This window comes from Nocardia huaxiensis, from assembly GCF_013744875.1.
Classification (GTDB): Bacteria; Actinomycetota; Actinomycetes; order Mycobacteriales; family Mycobacteriaceae; genus Nocardia; species Nocardia huaxiensis.
In genome coordinates, this window is the sequence record NZ_CP059399.1 from 5,303,248 (window position 1) to 5,324,354 (window position 21,107).

The 21,107-nt window shown below is 69.3% G+C and carries 17 protein-coding genes; 12 read left to right on the forward strand and 5 right to left on the reverse strand.

Annotated elements, in window-relative coordinates; all coding sequences use genetic code 11:
• Nucleotides 1-222: 222 nt before the first annotated feature.
• The 3 genes from H0264_RS23850 (at nucleotide 223) to H0264_RS23860 (ending at nucleotide 4,717) form a co-directional block, all read left to right on the forward strand.
• Nucleotides 223-804 (forward strand): TetR/AcrR family transcriptional regulator, encoded by a 582-nt coding sequence (locus tag H0264_RS23850; protein WP_181579604.1) that lies wholly within the window; start codon nucleotides 223-225, stop codon nucleotides 802-804.
• Between the two features lie 113 nt (nucleotides 805-917).
• On the forward strand, nucleotides 918-4,037 hold the full coding sequence (locus H0264_RS23855) for a helix-turn-helix transcriptional regulator (protein ID WP_181579605.1): 3,120 nt from the start codon (nucleotides 918-920) through the stop codon (nucleotides 4,035-4,037).
• 113 nt (nucleotides 4,038-4,150) lie between these two features.
• Nucleotides 4,151-4,717 carry an adenylate kinase family protein gene (locus H0264_RS23860; protein ID WP_181579606.1) on the forward strand — a complete coding sequence of 189 codons (567 nt, stop codon included), beginning with the start codon at nucleotides 4,151-4,153 and terminating at the stop codon, nucleotides 4,715-4,717.
• Nucleotides 4,718-4,753: 36 nt separating this feature from the next.
• Here H0264_RS23860 and H0264_RS23865 read toward each other — a convergent pair whose 3' ends face one another.
• Entirely contained in the window at nucleotides 4,754-5,134 is a 381-nt protein-coding gene (locus tag H0264_RS23865; RefSeq protein WP_181579607.1) for a MerR family transcriptional regulator, read from the reverse strand.
• Nucleotides 5,135-5,184: 50 nt separating this feature from the next.
• Between H0264_RS23865 and H0264_RS23870 the strand changes: the two genes are divergently transcribed.
• From H0264_RS23870 to H0264_RS23885, 4 genes are all read left to right on the forward strand, one after another.
• A complete protein-coding gene (locus H0264_RS23870) occupies nucleotides 5,185-6,282 on the forward strand; it encodes an alkene reductase (RefSeq protein WP_181579608.1) in 1,098 nt (365 codons plus the stop codon).
• Between the two features lie 185 nt (nucleotides 6,283-6,467).
• Nucleotides 6,468-9,419 (forward strand): type II toxin-antitoxin system Rv0910 family toxin, encoded by a 2,952-nt coding sequence (locus H0264_RS23875; RefSeq protein ID WP_181585786.1) that lies wholly within the window; start codon nucleotides 6,468-6,470, stop codon nucleotides 9,417-9,419.
• A gap of 142 nt (nucleotides 9,420-9,561) precedes the next feature.
• Nucleotides 9,562-10,461: an alpha/beta fold hydrolase gene (locus H0264_RS23880; protein WP_181579609.1), complete on the forward strand. Its 900-nt coding sequence runs from the start codon at nucleotides 9,562-9,564 to the stop codon at nucleotides 10,459-10,461.
• A 655-nt stretch (nucleotides 10,462-11,116) separates the two neighbouring features.
• Nucleotides 11,117-11,461, forward strand: coding sequence for a hypothetical protein (locus tag H0264_RS23885; protein WP_181579275.1), 345 nt, complete (start codon nucleotides 11,117-11,119; stop codon nucleotides 11,459-11,461).
• A 325-nt stretch (nucleotides 11,462-11,786) separates the two neighbouring features.
• Here H0264_RS23885 and H0264_RS23890 read toward each other — a convergent pair whose 3' ends face one another.
• The 3 genes from H0264_RS23890 to fadD11 all read right to left on the reverse strand — a co-directional run bounded on the left by H0264_RS23890 (nucleotide 11,787) and on the right by fadD11 (nucleotide 15,023).
• On the reverse strand, nucleotides 11,787-12,449 hold the full coding sequence (locus H0264_RS23890) for an enoyl-CoA hydratase-related protein (RefSeq protein ID WP_181579610.1): 663 nt from the start codon (nucleotides 12,447-12,449) through the stop codon (nucleotides 11,787-11,789).
• A gap of 21 nt (nucleotides 12,450-12,470) precedes the next feature.
• The gene (locus H0264_RS23895; RefSeq protein ID WP_181579611.1) at nucleotides 12,471-13,070 is read right to left on the reverse strand and encodes a TetR family transcriptional regulator; all 600 of its coding nucleotides are present in this window, start codon (nucleotides 13,068-13,070) and stop codon (nucleotides 12,471-12,473) included.
• Between the two features lie 141 nt (nucleotides 13,071-13,211).
• On the reverse strand, nucleotides 13,212-15,023 hold the full coding sequence (gene fadD11 / locus H0264_RS23900; RefSeq protein ID WP_181579612.1) for a fatty acid--CoA ligase FadD11: 1,812 nt from the start codon (nucleotides 15,021-15,023) through the stop codon (nucleotides 13,212-13,214).
• Nucleotides 15,024-15,266: 243 nt separating this feature from the next.
• Between fadD11 and H0264_RS23905 the strand changes: the two genes are divergently transcribed.
• The 4 genes from H0264_RS23905 to H0264_RS23920 all read left to right on the forward strand — a co-directional run bounded on the left by H0264_RS23905 (nucleotide 15,267) and on the right by H0264_RS23920 (nucleotide 19,681).
• A complete protein-coding gene (locus tag H0264_RS23905) occupies nucleotides 15,267-16,604 on the forward strand; it encodes an MFS transporter (RefSeq protein ID WP_181585787.1) in 1,338 nt (445 codons plus the stop codon).
• 81 nt (nucleotides 16,605-16,685) lie between these two features.
• Nucleotides 16,686-17,345 (forward strand): response regulator transcription factor, encoded by a 660-nt coding sequence (locus tag H0264_RS23910; RefSeq protein WP_181579613.1) that lies wholly within the window; start codon nucleotides 16,686-16,688, stop codon nucleotides 17,343-17,345.
• Nucleotides 17,346-18,740: a sensor histidine kinase gene (locus tag H0264_RS39065; RefSeq protein ID WP_181579614.1), complete on the forward strand. Its 1,395-nt coding sequence runs from the start codon at nucleotides 17,346-17,348 to the stop codon at nucleotides 18,738-18,740.
• A complete protein-coding gene (locus H0264_RS23920; RefSeq protein WP_181579615.1) occupies nucleotides 18,737-19,681 on the forward strand; it encodes a TAXI family TRAP transporter solute-binding subunit in 945 nt (314 codons plus the stop codon). Before H0264_RS39065 ends, H0264_RS23920 begins: the two co-directional genes overlap by 4 nt.
• 79 nt (nucleotides 19,682-19,760) lie before the next feature.
• Here the strand turns inward: H0264_RS23920 and H0264_RS23925 are convergent, their stop codons facing one another.
• Nucleotides 19,761-20,141, reverse strand: coding sequence for a VOC family protein (locus tag H0264_RS23925; RefSeq protein ID WP_181579616.1), 381 nt, complete (start codon nucleotides 20,139-20,141; stop codon nucleotides 19,761-19,763).
• Nucleotides 20,142-20,680: 539 nt separating this feature from the next.
• On the opposite strand from H0264_RS23925, the gene H0264_RS39360 reads away from it, so the two are divergent.
• Entirely contained in the window at nucleotides 20,681-21,088 is a 408-nt protein-coding gene (locus H0264_RS39360) for an endonuclease VII domain-containing protein (protein WP_420832105.1), read from the forward strand.
• Nucleotides 21,089-21,107 lie beyond the last annotated feature (19 nt).

Here is a 21,107-nt window from a genome sequence, read left to right on the forward strand (position 1 = left end):
CCGTCGGGCATCGCGGGCCCCGCTCGCATCAGGGCACCCCCCTGGGTTTCGGTCCGACGCAGCGGCCAGGCGTTGGCGCGCTGGGTCACCTCCTGGACGAGTCCGGCGATGCGTTGCTGGGACAGTGCGCGGAAGAACGCGGTGCATGAGCCCGGTCTCTAACGAGTGTCATATACCTCTCGCGGTAAGCTATAACAACCGTCATAGACAGGGAGTGTGTGCATGGCCGACCAAGCCCCCGCGGCGCGTGAGCGCATGGTGGCCGGCGCCGCCGACATGATCCGCCGCCGCGGCCTCAACGCCACCAGCGTGCGCGAACTGGCCAAACACGCCGCCGCACCCTTGGGTTCGACCTACCACTACTTCCCTGGCGGCAAACAGCAACTCGCCGCCGAAGCCATCACCTACACCGGTGACCACGTCGCCGCCCTGCTGGCCGACTACCTGCGCGCAGGCCCCCTCGACGGACTGCGCTCCTTCCTCATCCTGTGGCGAAAAGTCGTGGAATCCAGCGACTTCCGCGCCGGCTGCCCTGTACTGGCCGTCGCCGTCGAAGACCTGCCCGACAGTGAATCCGCCCCCCATCAGGCCGCGGCCGCCGCCTTCCACCAGTGGACCGAGCTCCTGACAGCCTCCCTGCGCGAACACGGCGCGCCCGCCGGCACCGCCGAAGCCACCGCCACCCTCATCGTGGCCGCCGTCGAAGGCGCCATCGCCATGTGCCGCGCCGAACACAGCACCACCCCGATGGACCGCGTCGCCGGGCAACTCGAATCCCTCGTGCGCGCGGCCACCACCGGCTGACAGCGACCCCGAGTGCCCTTGCGGCCCTGCGGGTTCCGCAACACAGGTCAGGGTGGGTGAATCCCACCCCTGGGTGAGCCGCCGCACCCGCCCCCGATTCCTACACTCGGAACATGCTGGTGGGCCGTGACCGCGAGCAAACAGCGCTCCGACAGACAACGGCCGCGGCGCGCCTGGGCAACGCCGGCGCGCTCGTGGTCACCGGCGACGCGGGCACCGGCAAGACCAGCCTGCTCGAACACGCTGTCGCCGACGCCGATTCCTGCCTGATCCTGCGCGCCTGCGGCATCGAATCCGAACGCGAACTGCCCTTCGCCGGCCTGTCCCAGCTGCTGCGCCCCATCCTCGGGCTCTCCGCACACCTGCCGGCTCGCCAAGCCGCCGCCCTGCACGATGCCCTGTCCATGCCCGCGCCCGCCACCGTGGCCGCGGACCCGATACGGGTCGAGCCCGGCCCGCGCACCATGAATCCGGCCGGTGACCGGCCCGCCGGGCCGCGTCGGCGCGACGGCCGAGGCGACGGTGAAGCCGACCCCGGGCCCGGGGATCGATTCGCGATCGGGGCGGCGACACTCGGTGTGATCTGCCGGGCGGCCGAGGAACGCCCGGTGCTGGTGATCGTGGACGACGCGCACTGGTGGGACGATCCGTCCACCGAGGCCCTGGTGTTCGCGGTGCGCAGACTGTGCGCGGACCCGGTGGCGGTCCTGATCGCCTGCCGCACCGACAGCGAATTCCTGTGCCGGGCTGCCGGAGTGCCGCGACTGGAGTTGCGCGGGCTCGACAGCGCGGCGACCGCGGCGCTGGCCGCGGCCACCCTCGCCGCCGCGGGCACCGGCTGGCCGGTCGGTCCCGACCTGGCCGCGACCCTGCACCGGCTCACCGGCGGCAACCCCTTGGCCATCGTCGAACTGTGCCGGGATCCCGAAGCGCTGGAACAGCATTCACCCACCGCGCCGGTTCCGCTGCCCGCCCGCGCCGCCCGCCCCTACCTCGGTGAGGCCGCCGCACTGGACCCGCCTGCCCGCACCGCGCTGCTGGTGGCGGCCCTCGATGGCGGTGACCTGCACACCATCGCCGCCGCCTGCCTCGCTCTCGGCACCGACCCGGCGCATCTGGCCGCCGGCGAATCGACCCGCCTGGTCCGTCTGAGCCCGCACCACCTCCAATTCCGCCACCCCCTGGCCCGTTCCGCCGTGGTCGAGGCCGCCGGTCCCGCCGAACGCCGCGCCGCCCACCGCAGCCTGGCCGCGGTCACCGACGACCCGGACCGGCGCGCCTGGCATCTGGCCGAAGCCGCCATCGGACCCGACGCACCGGTCGCCGATCAACTCTGCGCCGCCGGTGAACGCGCGGCCGCACGTGGCGCGTACGCGGTGGCGGCCACCGCCTTCGAACGGGCCGCCGCGCTCAGCCCGGGCTGCGCCGACCGTGCCGACCGGCTGCTGCGCGCCGCCGAATCCGCGTGGCGCGCAGGCCGCACCGAACGCGCCCGCCGCCTCGTCGACAGCGTGCACCCCGACGGCCTCACCCCGATACGAGCCATGGGCATCGCCGCGGTGGCCACCGCCATCGCCCTCGACGACGGCGACCCCGCCCGCGTCCGCGACATTGTCGCCACCGCGCTGCGCACCCCACCGTGGCCGTCCCTGTGCGGCTGGGACACACCCCTGCCCGCCGCTTCCGAGCAGCACCCGCCCTTCGCGGACCGGCACCATAACGGGCACAACCGGTCTGCCCGAACAGACTCCGACGGTGGCCGGCCCAGCGAGCCGGGCGCCGTCACCGGCGCGGCAGCCATCCGGCCGCGGGCAGGTAGTGCTGGTCGCAGCCATCCGGGGGCCGAAACCGGCACGGGCGCAGGCGAAGTCGTCGACGCGCCGATCGATGCCGAGGGGGCCGACGCGGCGGTGTCGGTGCTGGGGTCGGCAGTGCTGGCGGGGTTCTATCTGCTCGATGCCGAGACCGAGATGCGGGCGGCGCTGGCATTGGAGCGGGTGCTGGCGTGGGCGTCGCCGCCGACACGGGTGCTGGGGGAGCTGGCGGCGGGGATGGCGCGGATCCTGGCCGGACGCGGCGGGGCCCGCCAGGTGCGGGCCGCGCTGGCCGAGCTGAGCCCCGAGTGGGACCGGGATCCGGCGCGGTTGAGCTGGATGGCGTTGGGGCCGTTGTTTCTTCGCGAATCCAGTGCGGGCGGAGACGGGCGACTGCTGTTGCGGCACGTGGCCGACCGGGTGCGGGCGCAGGCGGCGGTGGGGATGCTGCCGCTGCTGCTGTTCCTGACCGGGCGTGACGAGTCGACGACCGACCGGTGGGCCGATGCGGTGGCCACCTACACCGAGGGAGCGCGGCTGGCCCGGGAGACGGGACGGCCGCTGGAGCTGGCGGGCAATCTGGCGGGCCTGGCGTGCGTGCAGGCCCGGCTCGGGCAGCTGTCGCAGTGCGCGGCGAATGTGGCGGCGGCGCTGGAGATCTGCGAGCCGCGCGGGGTGCACGTGTTCCGGGTGTGGGCCTTGCAGGCGCGCGGGGACGCCGCACTGGCCGGGGACGATCCCGAGACCGCGCGCGCCTGCTGGGAGGAACTGGCGGCGCTGCTGCGCACGCTCGGAGTGCGGGATCCGGATGTGGACCCGGCCCCGGATCTGGTGGAAGTGTATGTGCGCCTGGGCCGCCCGGAAGCGGCCGCACCCGTCGCGGACGCGTTCGCGGCGTCGGCGCGCGCCAAGGGTCAGCCGTGGTCGCTGGCCCGCGCCGAACGCTGCGCGGGGCTGCTCGCCGCCGACCCGCAGATGCCCGCGGCGTTCGAGGCGGCACTGGCCTGGCATGCGCGGACCCCGGATGTGTTCGAGCAGGCCCGCACCCGCCTGGCCTACGGTGCGCGTCTGCGCCGGGCCCGTCGCCGCCGCGACGCCCGCATCCAATTGCGTACGGCTCTCACCGTTTTCGAACAGCTCGGCGCCGAACCCTGGATCCGCCGCTGCACCACCGAACTGCACGCCACCGGCGAAACCGTGCGCCCGCGCGCCAACCCCGCCACCGACCGGCTCACCCCGCAGCAACGCCAGGTCGCGTTGTCGCTGGCGGCGGGCCGCACCACCCGGGAAACCGCGGCCGCACTGTTCCTGAGCCCCAAGACCGTCGAATACCATCTGCGCCACGTGTATATGACGCTGGGCATCAGCAGCCGCGCCGAACTCGCCGCCCACCTGCACCCGCCACCCCACGCAGGCTGACCTGCGCCGCCGCACCGCTCAGCGACCGTGCAGCGAATTCTGTTGGGGATGCGCGGGTTTGGCGGGCATGGGACGCTGAGTGCGTTCCATCGCGCTATTCCGGGGGTTCGGGTATGCGATTGATGATGTCGGGACCGCTCGGATCGGGTGCGGCGGCCCAGCAGGAGCGTGTGGCCGAGCACTGGCGAATACCGGCGATCGATCTGGGTGTCGCGGTGCGCGCGGAGATCGACGCCGACACCGCACTGGGGCGGCGCGCGATCGAATTGTTCGACCGCGGCGCCGAACTCGGTGACGCGCTGCCGGTGGATATGCTGCTCAGCCACCTCGACCGGGTCGCGGCCGAGCAGGGATTCCTGCTGGCCGGGCTGCCGTCGAGCGTGCCGCAGGCCGAACTGCTGACCCGGCGGCTCATGATGCGCGGCACCCCCTTACGTGCGGTGGTGCTGCTCGACGAACCGGCCGAGCAGACCATGGCGCGCGTGGCGGCGCGCGCCGGATTCGACGCCTCGGCCGCCGACGGATTCCGGGAACGGTTCGCGCTGTATGAGTCCACGCAGCGCCCGGTGCTCGAGTTCTATCGCGACCACGCCCGCCAAGGGGGCATCCCCTGCTACACGGTGCCGGTGACCGGCGACGCCGACGAGGTGTTCGCGCGCATCGTCGACGCCCTCGAATAGGAGCACACAGCCCGAACCGGTGTTGTGCCACCGCATTCACGTCCGCGGGTCCGGCGAGTGCGCGCCGGCGGCAGCGGCAATGACCTCGTCGAGTACTTCCCGTGCCCGGTGCAGGTCGGTGATGCAGGCGTCGAGGTGCGCGCGCTGGCGGGACAGTTCGGCCAGCAGGAACGGGGTGGTGTGCGCGTTGGGGGTGCCGTCGCGGTCGTGGGTGCAGGGCAGCAGTTCGGCCATGGTGGCGCTGTGCAATCCGGCGGCGAACATCTGCTGGATCCGGATCACCCGATCCACGGCGGAGTCGGGATAGTCGCGGTGCCCGCCCGGGGTGCGGGTGGCGTGCAGCAGCCCCTGCTGTTCGTAGTAGCGCAGCGAGCGCACGCTGACCCCGGTCCTGTGTGCCAGCTCACCGATCTTCATCGCCGTCTCCTCTTGCAGCTGACATTGATGTCAGGTCCTACCGTTGCCGCATGCTGCTCACCGAATTCCGAAGCGCCACACTGAATCTGCCCAACCGTGTGGTCATGGCGCCGATGACGCGCCTGCGTAGCCACCGGGACGGGTCGCCGACCGCGGAGGTCGCCCGCTACTACACCCAGCGCGCCGAAGCCGGGCTGATCGTCACCGAGGGCATCTGGCCGCACCCCAGCGGGCAGAGCGAAGCATGGGTGCCGGGCCTGCACACCGACGCCCACGAACACGCCTGGCGTCACGTCACCGAATCCGTGCACGCCGCCGGCGGGCGAATCTTCGCCCAGCTCATGCACGGTGGACGCAAAGGCCATCCGGGCGCGCGCATCGACGGCTCGATCCCGGCGGGCCCGTCGGCGGTGATCGATGCGGAACACGTGCACCTCTACGACGACACGAAAGCGGCCCCGATCATTCCCGCGGTGATGTCGCGCACCGACATCGACGCGGCTGTCACGCATTTCGCGGACGCGGCCCGGCGCGCGATCGCCGCGGGGTTCGACGGGGTGGAGTTGCACGGCGCCAACAGCTATCTGCTGCACCAGTTCCTGGCCGACAACACCAACCTGCGCACCGACGAGTACGGGGGCAGCATCGCCAACCGGTTGCGGCTGCCGCTGCGCGTGCTCACCGCGGTCACCGACGCGATCGGCGCGCACCGCACCGGACTGCGCCTGTCGCCGGGCAACCCGCAGTTCGGTATGCGCGAAACCGATCCGGCGCCGCTGTATCGGGCGCTGCTGTCGGAGATCGACGGCGCGGGCCTGGCCTACCTGCATCTGACCGACGACGACGCCTATCCGGCGCTGCGTGATCTGCGGCCGCGCTGGTCGGGCCCGCTGATCGCCAATGTCGGCGAAAACCGGGACCGCACAACCCCTTCGGCGGCCCACGCGGTCCTCGCCGCGGGCCTGGCCGATCTGGTGTCCTTCGGGCGCGCCTTCCTCGCCAACCCCGACCTGGTGCAGCGCATCGCGCACGACCTGCCCCTGGCGCCGGTCCGGGAGGAGGTGCTCTACGGGCGAGAGGGCGTGGGCTACACCGACTATCCGCGCTGGGACGAGCAGCACGACACCGTCTTGCCCCGGTCGGCCTGACCGGCACCACAGCCCGCGGCCCCGGCCGCCGCCACCGGTTGCGGCGGGAACATCTCTGCCGTCCGCCGGTTCACCGCGTGTGTGAGCAGCCAGTTCGATTCTCGACCTCCCGGCACGCCCGCCATGCCGATACGGTGAGAGTCGAACGCTCTCACCCTCAATGAGGAGGTACGACGGTGACCGCGATGCCCGGATTCGACCGGCTGCGCTCGGTGCGCAAACAACTGCGCGCGGGAGGTGAACTGCTGGACGCGGTGCGCAAGGATCCGCGCCTGGTGCGCGAACTGATCGCCGGATTCACCGGGCGCGGCGCCCCCGAACCGATCGCCGACCTCGGCGAGCACACGCCACCGGCGGGGCTGGCGGAGTTCACCCGCACCGCGCACGCCCAGCACGAGGTCCCGGCGGACGCGGACACGGTGTGGGCGTACCTGAGTGACCTGTCCAAGATTCCGGACTGGTTCACCTTCCACGCCGGATGGGGTGGGGAGGCGCCCGGGCAGGCCGAAGCCGGAGTGGAGTTCGCGCAGCACGCCAAATTCATGGGGATACCGGCCGAGCTGCGCTGGCGGGTCGCCGAAGCCGGCGATCAGGGACTGCATTTGCGCGGCACCGGACCGCAGGGGCTGAGCCTCGGGTTCTGGATCACGGTGACCCCCACCGGATCCGGGTCGACGGTCTACATCGATGCCGGCCTGGCGGGCCCGCCGATCGACGGCCCACTGGGCGGGTCGGTGGCACGCAGCCTGGGGGAGGCGCTGCGCGATTCGCTGGCCGCCCTGCCCGCCGCCCTCGCCTCGGCCACCCCGCAGAGCGGGCGGTCGGGACGTAAAGCAGTGCGGCACAAGGCATCCGGTGCGGTGCTCGCGCCGACCACGCCGGTGCTGGTGGGTGTGGGCCAGGTGGTCGAACGCACCCCGGACCCGGCCCGTCCCGATCCCGCGCACCTGGCGGTGCGGGCGCTGCGCGCCGCAGCCGCCGATTCCGGTGCCGGCGAAGCCTTCCTGCGCCGCGCCGACGCGGTGTTCGCGGTCGCCCCGACCTCCTGGCAGTACCGGGACCTGGGTGCGCTGGTGGCGGCCGCGGTCGGCGCGGAGACCGTGGACACCGTGCAGTCGAGCCCGTTCGGTGGCGACGGCGGGCAGCTGGTGCTCAACGAGGCCGCGGCCGCCATCGCCGCCGGCGACTACGACATCGTGCTGGTGACCGGCGCGGAAGCCGGCGCCACCCAGGCCGCCGCGCAACGCGCCGGACTCACCCCCGACTGGCCGGTGCAGGATGCGCACGTGCGCCCGACCCGCACGGTCGGGGTGGACAAACCGGCCAACAATGCCGCCGAGACCGCGGCCGGGCTGCTCGCCCCGATCAATATGTACGCGCTGCTGGAATCGGCCAACCGGCGCCGGCTCGGCAACACCGTCGCCGAGCACGCGCAGACGGTGGCGCGGCTGTGGTCGCGGCTGTCGGCGGTGGCCGCCGACAACCCCGATGCCTGGCAGCCGCAGCAGTTCTCGGCCGAACAGATCGCCACGGTCACCGACGCCAACCGCATGATCTCCGCGCCCTACACCAAACTCGAATGCGCCAACCTGACCGTCGACATGGCCAGCGGCATCATCATGTGCAGCGCCGCGGCCGCCGAAGCCGCCGGCATCCCGCAGGAGCAGTGGGTGTTCCTGCACGCGGGCGCCTCCGGCACCGACGAATGGTTCGTCAGCGAACGCACCGAACTGGCGGCGTCCCCGGCCATCCACGCCCTGGGCGCGGCGGTGTTCGACCACACCGGCATCGGCCCCGACGACCTCACCCACATCGACCTGTACGCGTGCTTCCCGGTCGCGGTGCAGATCGCGGCCCGCGAACTCGGACTGCCCATCGACGACCCCAAGCGCCCGCTGTCGGTGACCGGCGGGCTCACCTTCGGCGGCGGGCCCGGCAACAACTACGGCGGCCACGCGGTCGCGACACTGGTGCGGAAACTGCGCGCCGAACCCGGAACCTTCGGGCTGGCCACCTCTTTGGGCTGGTATGTCACCAAACACGCGCTCGGCGTGTACTCGACGACCCCGCCCGCGGCCGCCTACCGGCATCTCACCCCCGTCATCGAGCACCCGCCCGCCCGACCCGCCCGCACCGGCTACGACGGCCCCGCCGTGGTCGAGGCGTACACGCTGCCCTACGACCGCGACGGCGCGCCCGAGGCGGCGATCCTGTCGCTGATCACCCCCAAGGGGGAGCGAGTCCTGCTGCGCAGCACCGACTCCGGTGTGCTGGACGAGCTCGCCGAACGGGACCTGCTGGGCCTGCCGGTCACTGTCATCGGCGACCGGATCACCGTCGACGGCACGGCGCGTGTCGAGCTGCCCGCCCCGCCCGCTCCGCCGGTGCTGGTGGAACGCCGCGGCCACATCACCATCATCACGCTCAACCGCCCGCACGCCCGCAACGCCATCGACCTGGCGACCGCGCTCGGGCTCGAACGCGCCATCGACGCCTACGAGGCCGACCCGAACGCCCGCATCGCCGTCCTCACCGGCGCCGGCGGCTATTTCAGTGCCGGCATGGACCTCAAAGCCGCTGCGCGCGGGGAGGTTCCGGTCACCGAGAAACGCGGCATCCTCGGCCTGGTCTCCCAGCCGCCGGCCAAACCGCTGATCGCGGCCGTGGAAGGCCCCGCTCTGGCCGGCGGCTGCGAACTGGCGTTGGCCGCAGATCTCATTGTCGCGGCCGAGAATTCGACCTTCGGCATCCCGGAGGTCAAACGCGGCCTGGTCGCCGTCGGCGGCGGTGTGCTGCGTCTGTCACAACGCCTGCCCCGCGCTATCGCCATGGAACTCGCCCTGACCGGCGACCCCATCACCGCCACCCGCGCCGCCGAACTAGGCCTGATCAACCAGGTCAGCGAACCCGGCAAGGCGCTGGAAGCCGCCCTCGCCCTGGCCGAACGAATCGCGGTCAACGCCCCGCTGAGCATCGACGCCTCCAAACAGATCATCGACCAAGCCCCGGACTGGAGCACCGCCGAAGCCTTCACCCGCCAAGGCCAAGTCGCCGCCCCGGCCCTGTCGTCCCAGGACGCAGGGGAGGGCATGCGCGCCTTCGTGGAGAAACGCCCACCGGTCTGGCGCGGCCGCTGACCCGAACGGCCCTGCACTCGGAATGACACCGTTCCGGGCGCAGGGCCCGTTCCCGTTGTGGCCCTGCAGAACAACCGCCCACCACATTGTTATAACGCGTTCTAGAATCGGTGCGGATCATCGCCGACACCGAGGACTGCCCATGCCCGACGCGCCGCCCACCGAAACCCTGCTGACCCTGCGCCGTGACGGACTGACATTGTCGGCGCGGCATTTCGGGGATCGGGGCGCACCACTGGTGATCGTGCTGCACGGCTTCCCGGATACTCCGCACAGTTTCGACGGGCTGATCCCGCACCTGCTCGATGCCGGCTACCAGGTCCTCGCGCCCTGGCTACGCGGCTACACCAGCGAATCCGCCTCCCGCACAGCACGATACGACCTGATGGCGGTCAGCGCCGACATCACCGCCTGGCACAACGCCCTCGGCGCGCCACCGACACACCTGATCGGCCACGACTGGGGTGCGTTCACCGCGATCGTGCTCGCCAAACAGACTCCCGCCCCGTGGTTGTCGCTGACACTGCTGGCCATCCCGCCCTTCGGGGACGGTTTCGCCCCACAACTGCTGCCATTGCTGCCCCGCCAGCTCGTCATGTCCTCCTACATCCCACTCATGCAGGCAGGCTGGTCGCACCGGCTGCTCACCCGCGACCATGCGGCCTTCATACGCGCCCTGTGGCGACGCTGGTCACCCGGCTGGAACTTCACCGACACCGAATTCGCCCCCACCACAGCAGTATTCACCGACCCGACCCGCGCCTGGGCCGCCACCCGCTACTACCGCTCCCTGTTCACCGTGCACCGCTCCGCCACCCGCGAATTCCAGCACCTGCTCATGGCGCCCCAGCCCCCACTGCCCACCCTCGCCCTCTCAGGCCGCCGCGACGGCGCCCTGTCCGCGGACCTGCAACGCCTCGTCGCCGAGCACGCAGGCGTGGCCCACACCCAACTGCCGGACTGCGGCCACTTCCTGCACGCCGAAAACCCGGACGCCGTCGCCGCACACCTGCTGCCACACCTGCACACCGCCACCCCCTGACCCCTGCCCAGGATCGACAAAGACCGGCTGCAACGAACAGGGCCAACCTGCCTGCGCCGCCCGGTGCCCTCGCAACGATAGGGTCGATGCGGTGAAAGATCCTTTCAATGACGCCAGCCACGATTGGGAAGCTGACCCACGTATCCCCGACGGAAGCCCCACGACTTGGGCAGAATTCGCCGACGATGCGCGAGCGGGCGAGACGGTCGACGGCCCCGTGACCGTTGGACCAGTCGGCGCAGAGGGTGCTGTAGATACCGAAGGCGTGATTGTATTGAAAGCCTTCGCAACTGATGACGAGGCCACACTCCCGGACTCAGAGTAGGACGCGGGACCGACAGCCATCCGTCCCGTGTCGCCGTTCACTCCCTCTGATGGCAGTTTCGTGTGCTCGCCCGTCGGGCATCGCTCCGCAGAGTAGGCTGTCGCGTTCCGAGCCCCGGTACTCGATCACGACGACCGGCCGGCGGGAAGTGAAGTTATCGATCACCTTCCACTGTTCGTACAGATCGGTGTGGGGATCGAACTCGATCCACGTGGCAGGCATGCCAACCACTGGTTGGTCTGATGACCGCCTGAGCCCGCAGGCATTTCAGGACGTTGGCCAGGCATCGAAGCCGGTACCCTCCCAACTCCCGCGTAACATCTGGTCATCATGAATGGTCGGGATATCGTCGCTACAGGTTCATGGCTGTATGACAATCTCATCGCCACACCGGTGTTCGTCGTCCGTCTCGACCACGACTTCTGGTACGAGCTGGGCAAGGAAGACGGCACGCTCGACGCGGACGAAGAACCGCTTCTCGATCCGACCGGGCACGCCTACTACGTCTCCTTCAAAGCCCTGCGCGACGAGGCGCCGTTCTGGCCTGACTCCGGACCGCACCATTCGGTTGAGGAGGCACGAAAAGCGGCTGAATCCAGGGTGCCCTGTCCGATCATTTGGCAATCCAGCGAACCGCTTCTCCCGCCGCCTGACACACGTCGCAGCCCGCCCTGACATCGGCAGAAGCGTGCATGTGGCGGTAGATGTGACCTCGGGCGACCGCTTGGGTTCCTGGGGTGTCCCGAGTTCCTTACCGAGGTAGCTGGCGTTGGTTGCTACGCCGTCACATTCGTACCCGTTGCACAGGTGGACCGACTGAACGAGGTCGCCGCTGCGGCCGGTCAACGTACACAATCCCTGCACGCAGGCGGGCACGGTGAAGATCGGCCTGCTCCACAGTGGCGCCGACTCCTGTACCGACGCCCTGAAGGTGGCAACGATCTTCGAACCTGCCATCGGCCGCGACTGGTAAAGGGTTCGGCCGCACCCGGATTCGGTGTCAGACCGTGGGCAGGGTCAGTGCGCTGACCGCGTCGGCGTACATGACGTTCTTGATCGCGCCGATGGTGCCGGGATCCTTGGGGCCCAGACCGGCCAGCAGGCCCACCGCGGTGTCGGTGACGGCCGATTCGGCGGCGACGGCGTCGACGATGTCGTAGGCCAGGGCGTCGGGGCCGCCGAAGCGGCGGCCGGTGGTCATCGAGGCGACCGCGGCCTTCGGGGTGAGCTTGGCCTGGATGATGGCGGCCATGCCCTTGGTGAACGGGATGCGGATATCGGCTTCGGGGAAGCAGAAGTAGCCGCGGTCCTCACGCATGACCCGCACGTCGTGGCCGATGGCCAGCATGGCGCCGGCGCCGAAGGCGTGACCGGGCATGGCGGCGGCGGTCGGCATGGGGAAGGTGAGCAGGCGCGCCAGCAGCGACTGCACCTGTGCCACATACCATTCGGCGCGGTCACCGTGGGCCGAGAGCCAATCCAGGTCCAGGCCGTTGGAGTAGAACTTGCCCGAGGCGGTGGTGACGAGGGCGTGCGCGCCGTCGGCGATCACCGTGTCGAGGAGTTCGGTGATCTCGGCGAGTGAATCGGGGGTGAAACGGTTCTCGGTGTCGCCCAGGTCCAGGACGGCGATCTTGTCGCGGTAGGTGAGGGTGGCGGACATGCGGTGTCCCTTCATCGGTGATTACTGCGGTGGGGGTCCGACCTCGAGCACGGCGCGCACGGCGGCGCGCAGGTGTGCGCGGGCGGTGGGGTTGGTGAGCCGGTCGCGATCCAGCAGGATCGCGGTCGGCAGGTCCACGACACAGGTGGTGAGGGTGTCGAGGGCGGCGGCGTCCTTGCGATCCCACAGGGCCAGCGACAGCCGTTTGAGCATGCCGATCAGTCGCCGGTCGGTGGCGGCGAGATCGGCGGTGAGACCGGCGGGCAGGTCGGTGCCCAGCAGTTCGTCGCGGCGGCCCAGGAACATCAGTTTCGTCGACGCCGGGAAGCGGCGCGCGAACGCGACCGGGGCTTCGGCGGCGGCGACCACGGCCTCGATCCCGTCGCCGGCGCTGGCGTCGACGAGTTCGGCCTGCAGGTCCAGGAATCGTTGCGCGGCGCGAATCCAGGTGCGCGCCAGCAACTCCGAGCGGGAGTGGAAGCTGTGGTAGAGCGCGCCGTTGGACATGCCGGTGGCCGTGGCGACCGCGCGAATGGTCACCGCGGCGGCCCCGGATTCCACCGCGAGGGCCTCGGCGGCGTCGAGGACCGCGTCGAGGTCGTGAATGCGGGGGCGGGGCACAGTCGAACCATAACAGAGCATGTGCTCTGTTATGAAGAGTGGCGTAGGCCACCCGCGTGCGGCGGCCCGGAGCCCGCCGCACGCGAGATGCGCTGGTATGTCACCGGCTGCGCCGAAGAAGCCGTCCGAACCGACGGCTCCCTACGCGGGCGCGTCGACAGCGGCCGGTTCGTGCACGCCCTCGGCGAGCTCGGGGGAGTACATGCGCTCGATCTCGTCGGCGTACTTGTCGGCGATCGGATTGCGCCGCAACTTCATCGTCAACGTGATCTCATCCCCGCCCGGCTCCCAGAACGTGGGCAGAATCGTGAAGCGCTTGATCTGCTCGACTCGCGACAGCCGTGTGTTCCCCGCCGCCACACCCCGCGCGATCTCGGCCACCACGCCCGGATCGGCCGCCAGCGCCTGCGCCGACGCATCAGCCAAACCATGCTGTGCCGCATAGGGTCCCGCCGATTCGGCATCGAGCACGATGAGCGCGGTGTTGTAGGCGCGCCGATCCCCGATGGTGGCCAGCGACCCGATCAACGGCGTCGCCGCCTTGATGGTGTTCTCGATATTGGCCGGCGACATGTTCTTGCCCCCGGAATTGATGATCAACTCCTTCTTGCGGTCCACCACCCGCAGATAACCGTCCGCGTCCTCGGTGATGATGTCACCGGTATGCAGCCAGCCCTCGGCATCGAGCGCCTCGGCGGTCTTGCCCGGCTCCTTGCGATAGTCGCGCATCACCAGCGGCCCGCGCACCAGGAACTCCCCGTCCTCGGCGATACGAGACTCCAAGCCCGGCAACAGTTTCCCCACCGTGCCCAGCCTCGCTTCCTGCGGCGGGGCGACACTGGCCACACACGTCAGCTCCGACATGCCCCACACCTCCGAGATCGGAATCCCGAGCCCGAAGAAGAAGCCGAGCGTCTCCGCTGGAATCGGCGCCGCCCCCGACAACGCCCACTTCAGCTGATCCAACCCGAGTTTGGCGCGCAACTTCGACAACACCAGCTCATCGGCCTTGGCCCACTCCGCGGCCTGCGCCTCATCCAGCGTCGTGCCCGCCAGCTGCGCCGCCGCCTTGCGCCCCGCCACCTCCAACGCCCACGTCAACGCCGCACGCCGCGCCGCATCCGGCTCATTGGCCACCGAGAACTCCACCGCCGCTTTGAGTTTCTCCCACACCCGCGGCACCGCACCCCAGATCGTGGGATGCACGTCGGCCAGCGCCGCCGGCAACTGCGTGCGATCGGGCACCACCGTGATCTGCGTGCCATAGAACTCGTGCAGATACAGCGAAGTCACCCGATCGGCCATATGCGCGGTCGGCAGATACGAGGTGATGCGATCCCCGAACCGCACCGGCATCACTGACGCGTACGCCCGGCATTCGAACGCCAGATTCGCATGCGAGATCTCCACCCCCTTCGGATTGCCCGTCGTGCCCGAGGTGTAGCACAGCGTCACGATGTCGTCCTCGCCCACCGCCCGCCATGTCGCCTTGAAATCGAAATCGCTGCGCGCCAACGACATCAACTGCGCCACACTCAACGTCCCCGGCACCGGCCGATCCACGCACACGATCGTCTTCATCGGCACCCCCGAAGCCCGAATCCGATCCACATACTGCGCCTCGCAGATCACCACCCGATTGCCCGCATTGGTGAACACATACTCCAACTGCTCGGCCGAGAGCGTGTTGTACACCGAAAACGACGTCGCCCCACAGTGCTGCGCCCCCACCTCGAGCGGATAGAACTCCACCCGATTGGCCATCATCAACGCCACCGTGTCACCGCGGCCCACCCCCAACGCCGCCAAACCCCCCGCCACCGCCCGCACCTGCCGCGCATACTCACCCCACGTCAACGCCTGCGCCCCACCCACCGACCGCACCGCCACCGCCCCCGGATCCACCCCGGCGATCGCCTGGAACGCGGCACACGACGTATTCGCTTCACTCATCACAACTCTCGATCCACTCGCCACAGGCTTTCTCAGACGGTAGATCCCAGCTCACCCACCCGTGGCCGTTTCTCGCACATTTCCAGGCACACAGGTTGTCCCACGGGCGCGGCTGCGGCTCGAACGCGACAGTCCTAAGCGAACGTTAGGAAATCGCAAGGAGGGTTCTACGAGTCTGTGTCACGGGCCACAGTAGGTGGCGCACGGGCGCGAAGCGGCGTCCGCGGAAGGAGAAGCGACGTGATGAGAACCCAGGGCACGGGCGAGCGGCGGGTGGTTGCCAACGTGCTGCGCGGCTCGATCGGCAACCTTGTCGAATGGTACGACTGGTATGTCTATGCCGCGTTCAGTGTGTACTTCGCCAAAGCGTTCTTTCCCGACGGGGATCCGACCGCACAATTGCTTTCCACCGCAGCCGTATTCGCTGTCGGGTTCCTCATGCGGCCACTCGGCGGGTGGGCGCTGGGACGGTACGCGGACCGGTTCGGGCGGCGAGCGGCGCTGACACTGTCGGTGAGCGTGATGGCCGCCGGGTCGCTGCTGATCGCGGTCACACCCGGATACGCCACACTCGGGCTGGCGGCACCGGTGACCCTGCTGCTTGCGCGACTGCTGCAAGGACTGTCGGTGGGCGGCGAATACGCCACCAGCGCAACCTATCTGTCCGAAGTCGCCTCGGCGGGCAAACGCGGGTTCTACTCCAGCTTCCAATACGTGACACTGGTGGCCGGACAGCTCACCGCACTCGGCGTGCAGATCGTGCTGCTGCAGTTCCTCAGCTCCGAGCAAATGTACTCGTGGGGCTGGCGGATACCGTTCCTCATCGGGGCCGCCGGAGCGATCGTGGTCATGCTGCTGCGGCGCGGAATGGAGGAATCGGCCTCGTTCCAAGCCGAAGCCGCTGGGACGCAAGCGAAATCGTCGCGCGGCTCGCTGCGGGTGCTGCTGCAGTATCCGCGTGAATGCCTGCTCGTCGTGGGTTTGACCCTCGGCGGGACGGTCGCGTTCTACACCTACACCACCTACATGCAGAAATACATGGTCAATACCGCGGGGATCAGCAAGTCGACCGTCGCGTGGATCAACTTCCTGGCACTGCTGGTGTTCGTGGTACTGCAACCGATCGCCGGAGCACTCTCGGATCGAGTCGGACGGCGCAAGCTGCTGCTGTTCTTCGGAATCACCGGCACCCTCGCGACCGTGCCGCTGATGACCGTACTCGGCGCAACCACCAACCCGGTGACCGCGTTCGCGCTCATGCTCGGCGCACTCGTCATCATCACCGGCTACACCTCGATCAACGCCATCGTGAAAGCCGAACTGTTCCCCACCCGCATCCGCGCACTCGGCGTCGGACTGCCCTACGCACTGACCGTCGCCATCTTCGGCGGCACCGCCGAAATGATCGCCCTCGCCCTCAAGAAAGCCGGACACGAATCGCTGTACTTCTGGTACGTGTCGGCCTGCATCCTGATCTCACTGCTCACCTACGCGTTCATGCGCGAAACCTCCCGCTCGTCCACCATCGACGCCGACACCCAGCCGAGCACATCCGACCCCGTACCGGTCACGGCCCGCTGACCAGCGGGGGACAAGCGCCGACGCCCGGGCGGTACGCTGCCCGGGCACCAGCACACACAGCACACGAAAGAATCGGAAACCATGCGGTTGGCGGTAGTCGAAGACGACGACGGAGTCGGGGACGCACTCGTGGAAGCCTTCGCCGCCCGCGGACACCACAGCGACCGCATGCGCCGCGGCAGCGAAGTCCTCACCACACACCGCGACTACGACGCCATCGTCCTCGACCTCGGACTACCCGACACCGACGGACTCACCGTGCTACGGCAACTACGCGAAGTCACCACCATCCCCGTCGTCATCCTCACCGCCCGCAGCGACGAACGCTCCATCGTGCGCGGCCTACGCAGCGGCGCCGACGACTACGTGATCAAACCACCCCGCATCGCCGAACTGCTCGCCCGCCTCGACAATGTCACCCGCCGCGCCGCCATCACCACCGCCCCGGCCGCACGAATCGTGCACACCGGTGACGTACGCGTCGACCTCGAACGCCGCACCGTCACCGTCGCCGGCACCGAAATACCGCTCACCACCAAAGAATTCGACCTCGTCGAAGCCCTCACCGAACGACCCGGCGCCGCCGTGAGCCGACAACAACTCATGGACCGCATCTGGGGCGACGCCTTCCTCGCCGTCTCCCGCACCCTCGACGTCCACATGACCGGACTGCGCGCCAAACTCGACCGCCCCGGACTCATCACCACCATCCGCGGCTACGGCTACCGCTGGGGCGACTGAATGCGCCGCCGACTCCTGGCCGCACTCACCGCCTTCGCCACCCTCGCCGTCCTGGCCTTCGCGCTACCACTGTGCCTGACCGCGGCCACCAGCCGCACCCAGCAACTCATCAGCGGCCGCACCGGAGACGCCGACCGCTTCGCCGCCCTCGCCGCCACCGCCACCGCCCTCGACGACCGCCGCGCCCTCATCCGCGAAATCGACCGCTACCACGAGCTCTACGGGGAAGCCGTCCTCGTCGTGGACGCCCGCGGCGAACCCGTCGTGAACGCCGGCGTCGACCTCACCGACCCGGCCATCACCGCCGCCGTCAGCGCCGCCCGCCGCAACCAACGCCCCGCCACCCCCGAACGCCTCACGCCCTGGGGACAATCCACGGTGCTCATCGCCCGGCCCATCGGCAGCGACGTCCACGTCGACGGCGCCGTACTCATCGCCGCCTCCACCACCGCCGCCCGCACCGACATCACCCGACTATGGACCGTCGTCGCTGTCGGCGCACTCGCCGCCATGGCCGCCTGCACCGCGCTCGCGCTCCTGCTCGCCCGCTGGGTCCTGCGCCCCCTGGCCGGACTGTCCACCGCCGTCTCCGAACTCACCGCCAGCCTGCCCAGCCCGCACACCCCCGCCACCATGACCCGCCGCCACGGCGGACCACCCGAACTGCGCGCCGTCGCCGAATCCGTCGACACCATGGCCGCCGCCGTCCGCGACTCCGCCGCCGCCCAACGCCGCCTCATCGACGACACCGCCCACGCCATGCGAAACCCCCTCGCCGCCTTGACCATCCGACTCGACTCCCTCGAACCCGCCATCCCCGCCAACGCCGCCGGCACCTTCCACGGCGCCACCCGCGAAGTCGAACGCCTCACCGGACTGCTCGACGGACTGCTCACCCTCGCCGTCGCCGAAGGCCGCGACCTCACCACACCCGACACCTGCGACGCGACACAGATCGCCGACGACCGCATCGACGCCTGGCGCAGCGCCTACGACGACGCCGGCATGACACTGCAGCACCAACCCGCACCCGAGGACCCCGCCGACACCGCCGTCTCCGCCGCAGTCCTCGCCCAGATTCTCGATGTGGCCCTGAGCAATTCGTGCCGCTACGCCGGACCCGGCGCCACCACCCGGCTCGCCGTCACCACCACACCGGGATGGGTCAGCCTCACCGTCACCGACAACGGCACCGGCGTCCCCGCCGACGAACTCGACCGCCTCACCACCCGCTTCTACCGCGGCAGCTCCGCCGACGGCATCGGCGGCTCCGGACTCGGACTACCCATCGCCGCCGCACTCACCAGCGCCCGCCACGGCCACCTCACCCTCACCGCCGTCGAACCACACGGACTGACCGTCACCATCCGCCTACCCGCGGCGGTACCGCGATGAACCCGACACCCGGCAATGCCACGCGACGCAGCAGGTCGTGGTCACGGCGCCAATTCCTCACCCGCACAGCAACCCTCGCGGCCACAGCACCCCTGCTCAGCGCCTGCGGCAGCCCCGGCACCCCACGCACGATCCGCCTGGCGGCGGGGGAGAAGGGCGGCTTCTACCACGCCTTCGCCCAACAACTGGCCCGCACCGCCACCACCGTCCACATCGAACCCCTCACCACCACCGGATCCCTCGACAACCTCGCCCTGCTCGCCCGCGGCGACGCCGACACCGCACTGATCCTCGCCGACTCCCTCGAAGACCACCCCGACCCGCCCCTGGCCATCGGCCGCGTCTACGAGAACTACCTGCAACTCGCCGTCGCCACCGACAGCCCCATCCACGCGGTCGCCGACCTGCGCGGCGCCCGCGTCAACCTCGGCTCCGCCGGCTCCGGCGCCGCCCGCACCGGCGAAAAACTGCTCCGCGCAGCCGATCTCGACCCTGCCACGCTCACCATCACCCACCTGTCCCTCGCCGAAGCGGTCACCGCCCTCACCACCGGAACCATCGACGCGCTGCTGTGGGCGGGCGGCGTCCCCACCCCGGCCCTCGCCCCACCCGGTATCCGCCTCCTCGACCTGGCCGGCCTCACCACCCCGATGCGCAACCGCTTCGGCCACCTCTACGACCCCGTCACCATCCCGGCCGGCACCTATCCGGGCAGTCCCGCCATCAACACCATCGGTGTCGCCAACCTGCTGGTCGCGGCACCCGCGCTCGCCGAGGACGCCACCGCCGCTCTCACCGAAGTCCTGCTCCGCCACGCCGACTCGCTCGTACCCGCCGAAGCCGCGGGCACCCAGTTCCTCGACGCCCGTTCCTTGATCGCCACAGGCAGCGTTCCACTGCATCCCGGCGCCGCACGCGTCTACCGGGCGAATCACGGATGAACTTGCACCCCACCACGATTCGTCACTGTGACGGAATATGGTGGGGGAGAAGGGGAGTGGGGCAGGGGGAGGGGTGACCTCAACCGCTCACGCCAGGGTCCATCGGCAACGTCAGGCAGAACGGATGCCCCGACGGATCGAGCAACACCCGCCACCGGTCCGGCGACGGTTGATACTCCGGCTTCCGCGCACCGAGCGCCAGCGCCGCCGCCTCGGATTCATTCAGATCATTCACAAACAGATCGAGATGCATCTGCTTGGGCACAATACCCTCCGGCCACACCGGCGGCCGATGATCCTGGATCCGTTCGATAGTCAGATACAGGCTCTTTCCCCGCAGAACCACCGCATCGTCGGACTTGTACACGATCTCGAGCTCGAGCAACCGATGATAGAAATCGCCGAGCCCGGCCGGATCGTCACTGTCGAGCGAGATGGCACCCAGTCGCGCTATCGCCATTCCGGATCCGCCGTCCTGGTCGTAGTTTCGAGTTCCACTGCGCCACAACCCTATAGCGAGTCCATCCACGGAGACCACCCCAATACGTCACTGTGACGTATCAACTGTGGGGAACCCGGCCAGGGGAGCGGCACGCGAAAGTGGTTCGACCCGATTCCAGCCCCGATCGGGCCACCGCGTGGAACTGGAAGATTTCCATCGAATCCGAGGTGCTGTGGCGAAACATTCTGGAGCGCCGATCAATTCGTCACATCACACCAACGGCCCGCACGCCGCACCGACGCCGCCCGCGGCAGAGGGGCTCAACAGTGGGTCGTACCGAAAACTGCGCAAAGCATGGAAATCGGTTGTCGCACAAAACCTTCGGCCGCTCCGGTGCACACCGTAAGAATGCCGATAATCCACACTATGTAAACCTGAAGACGTCAAAAATGTCGGTGCCCCCTGGCATACTCCTCGCCATGACGGAGCCGACGCCTAGCGAACTCCTGCTGTGTTCGCCAACGAAAGGTTGTGGTGAGTGGAAGCCCAGATCCCTTATGGCGCAGCCAGGTCCACGCGCACCACTCTGCTACGCCTGCTATCAACGTGCACGGCGAGCACGACAGGGACCAGAGATAGCGCGCCGGGCAAATCTTTGGTCGAAATACCGAATCACCCCTGAGCATTACGACGAATTACGTCACCTCCAGGGCTATCGCTGTGCAATCTGTGGCATCCATGAGTCCGATATCAACACAGCCAAGGTTGGAGGTAGGCCCCGAAAGGACGGGCAGCCCCTGTCGAAAATGCCCTTGGCTGTCGATCATGATCACTCAACGGGCGAAGTCCGCGGTCTACTTTGCCCGTCGTGCAACTTTGGTTTGGGAAAATTCGGAGACGATCCAGGGCGGCTGCTTGCGGCTGTTGACTATCTCAAACTCTACGCTGCCCAGAACGATGACTAGCGCTTGCTTCGATTGCGCA

What these genes read in the sequence shown, in the direction of transcription:
- H0264_RS39360 (WP_420832105.1), top strand. Translation starts at nt 20,681, where the DNA reads ATGGCGCAGCCAGGTCCACGCGCACCACTCTGCTACGCCTGCTATCAA.
- H0264_RS23865 (WP_181579607.1), bottom strand. Translation starts at nt 5,134, where the DNA reads ATGAAGATCGGTGAGCTGGCACACAGGACCGGGGTCAGCGTGCGCTCG.
- H0264_RS23925 (WP_181579616.1), bottom strand. Translation starts at nt 20,141, where the DNA reads ATGGCGATAGCGCGACTGGGTGCCATCTCGCTCGACAGTGACGATCCG.
- H0264_RS23860 (WP_181579606.1), top strand. Translation starts at nt 4,151, where the DNA reads ATGCGATTGATGATGTCGGGACCGCTCGGATCGGGTGCGGCGGCCCAG.
- H0264_RS39065 (WP_181579614.1), top strand. Translation starts at nt 17,346, where the DNA reads ATGCGCCGCCGACTCCTGGCCGCACTCACCGCCTTCGCCACCCTCGCC.
- H0264_RS23890 (WP_181579610.1), bottom strand. Translation starts at nt 12,449, where the DNA reads ATGTCCGCCACCCTCACCTACCGCGACAAGATCGCCGTCCTGGACCTG.
- H0264_RS23905 (WP_181585787.1), top strand. Translation starts at nt 15,267, where the DNA reads ATGAGAACCCAGGGCACGGGCGAGCGGCGGGTGGTTGCCAACGTGCTG.
- H0264_RS23870 (WP_181579608.1), top strand. Translation starts at nt 5,185, where the DNA reads ATGCTGCTCACCGAATTCCGAAGCGCCACACTGAATCTGCCCAACCGT.
- H0264_RS23880 (WP_181579609.1), top strand. Translation starts at nt 9,562, where the DNA reads ATGCCCGACGCGCCGCCCACCGAAACCCTGCTGACCCTGCGCCGTGAC.
- H0264_RS23850 (WP_181579604.1), top strand. Translation starts at nt 223, where the DNA reads ATGGCCGACCAAGCCCCCGCGGCGCGTGAGCGCATGGTGGCCGGCGCC.
- H0264_RS23875 (WP_181585786.1), top strand. Translation starts at nt 6,468, where the DNA reads ATGCCCGGATTCGACCGGCTGCGCTCGGTGCGCAAACAACTGCGCGCG.
- H0264_RS23885 (WP_181579275.1), top strand. Translation starts at nt 11,117, where the DNA reads ATGAATGGTCGGGATATCGTCGCTACAGGTTCATGGCTGTATGACAAT.
- H0264_RS23910 (WP_181579613.1), top strand. Translation starts at nt 16,686, where the DNA reads ATGCGGTTGGCGGTAGTCGAAGACGACGACGGAGTCGGGGACGCACTC.
- fadD11 (WP_181579612.1), bottom strand. Translation starts at nt 15,023, where the DNA reads ATGAGTGAAGCGAATACGTCGTGTGCCGCGTTCCAGGCGATCGCCGGG.
- H0264_RS23855 (WP_181579605.1), top strand. Translation starts at nt 918, where the DNA reads ATGCTGGTGGGCCGTGACCGCGAGCAAACAGCGCTCCGACAGACAACG.
- H0264_RS23920 (WP_181579615.1), top strand. Translation starts at nt 18,737, where the DNA reads ATGAACCCGACACCCGGCAATGCCACGCGACGCAGCAGGTCGTGGTCA.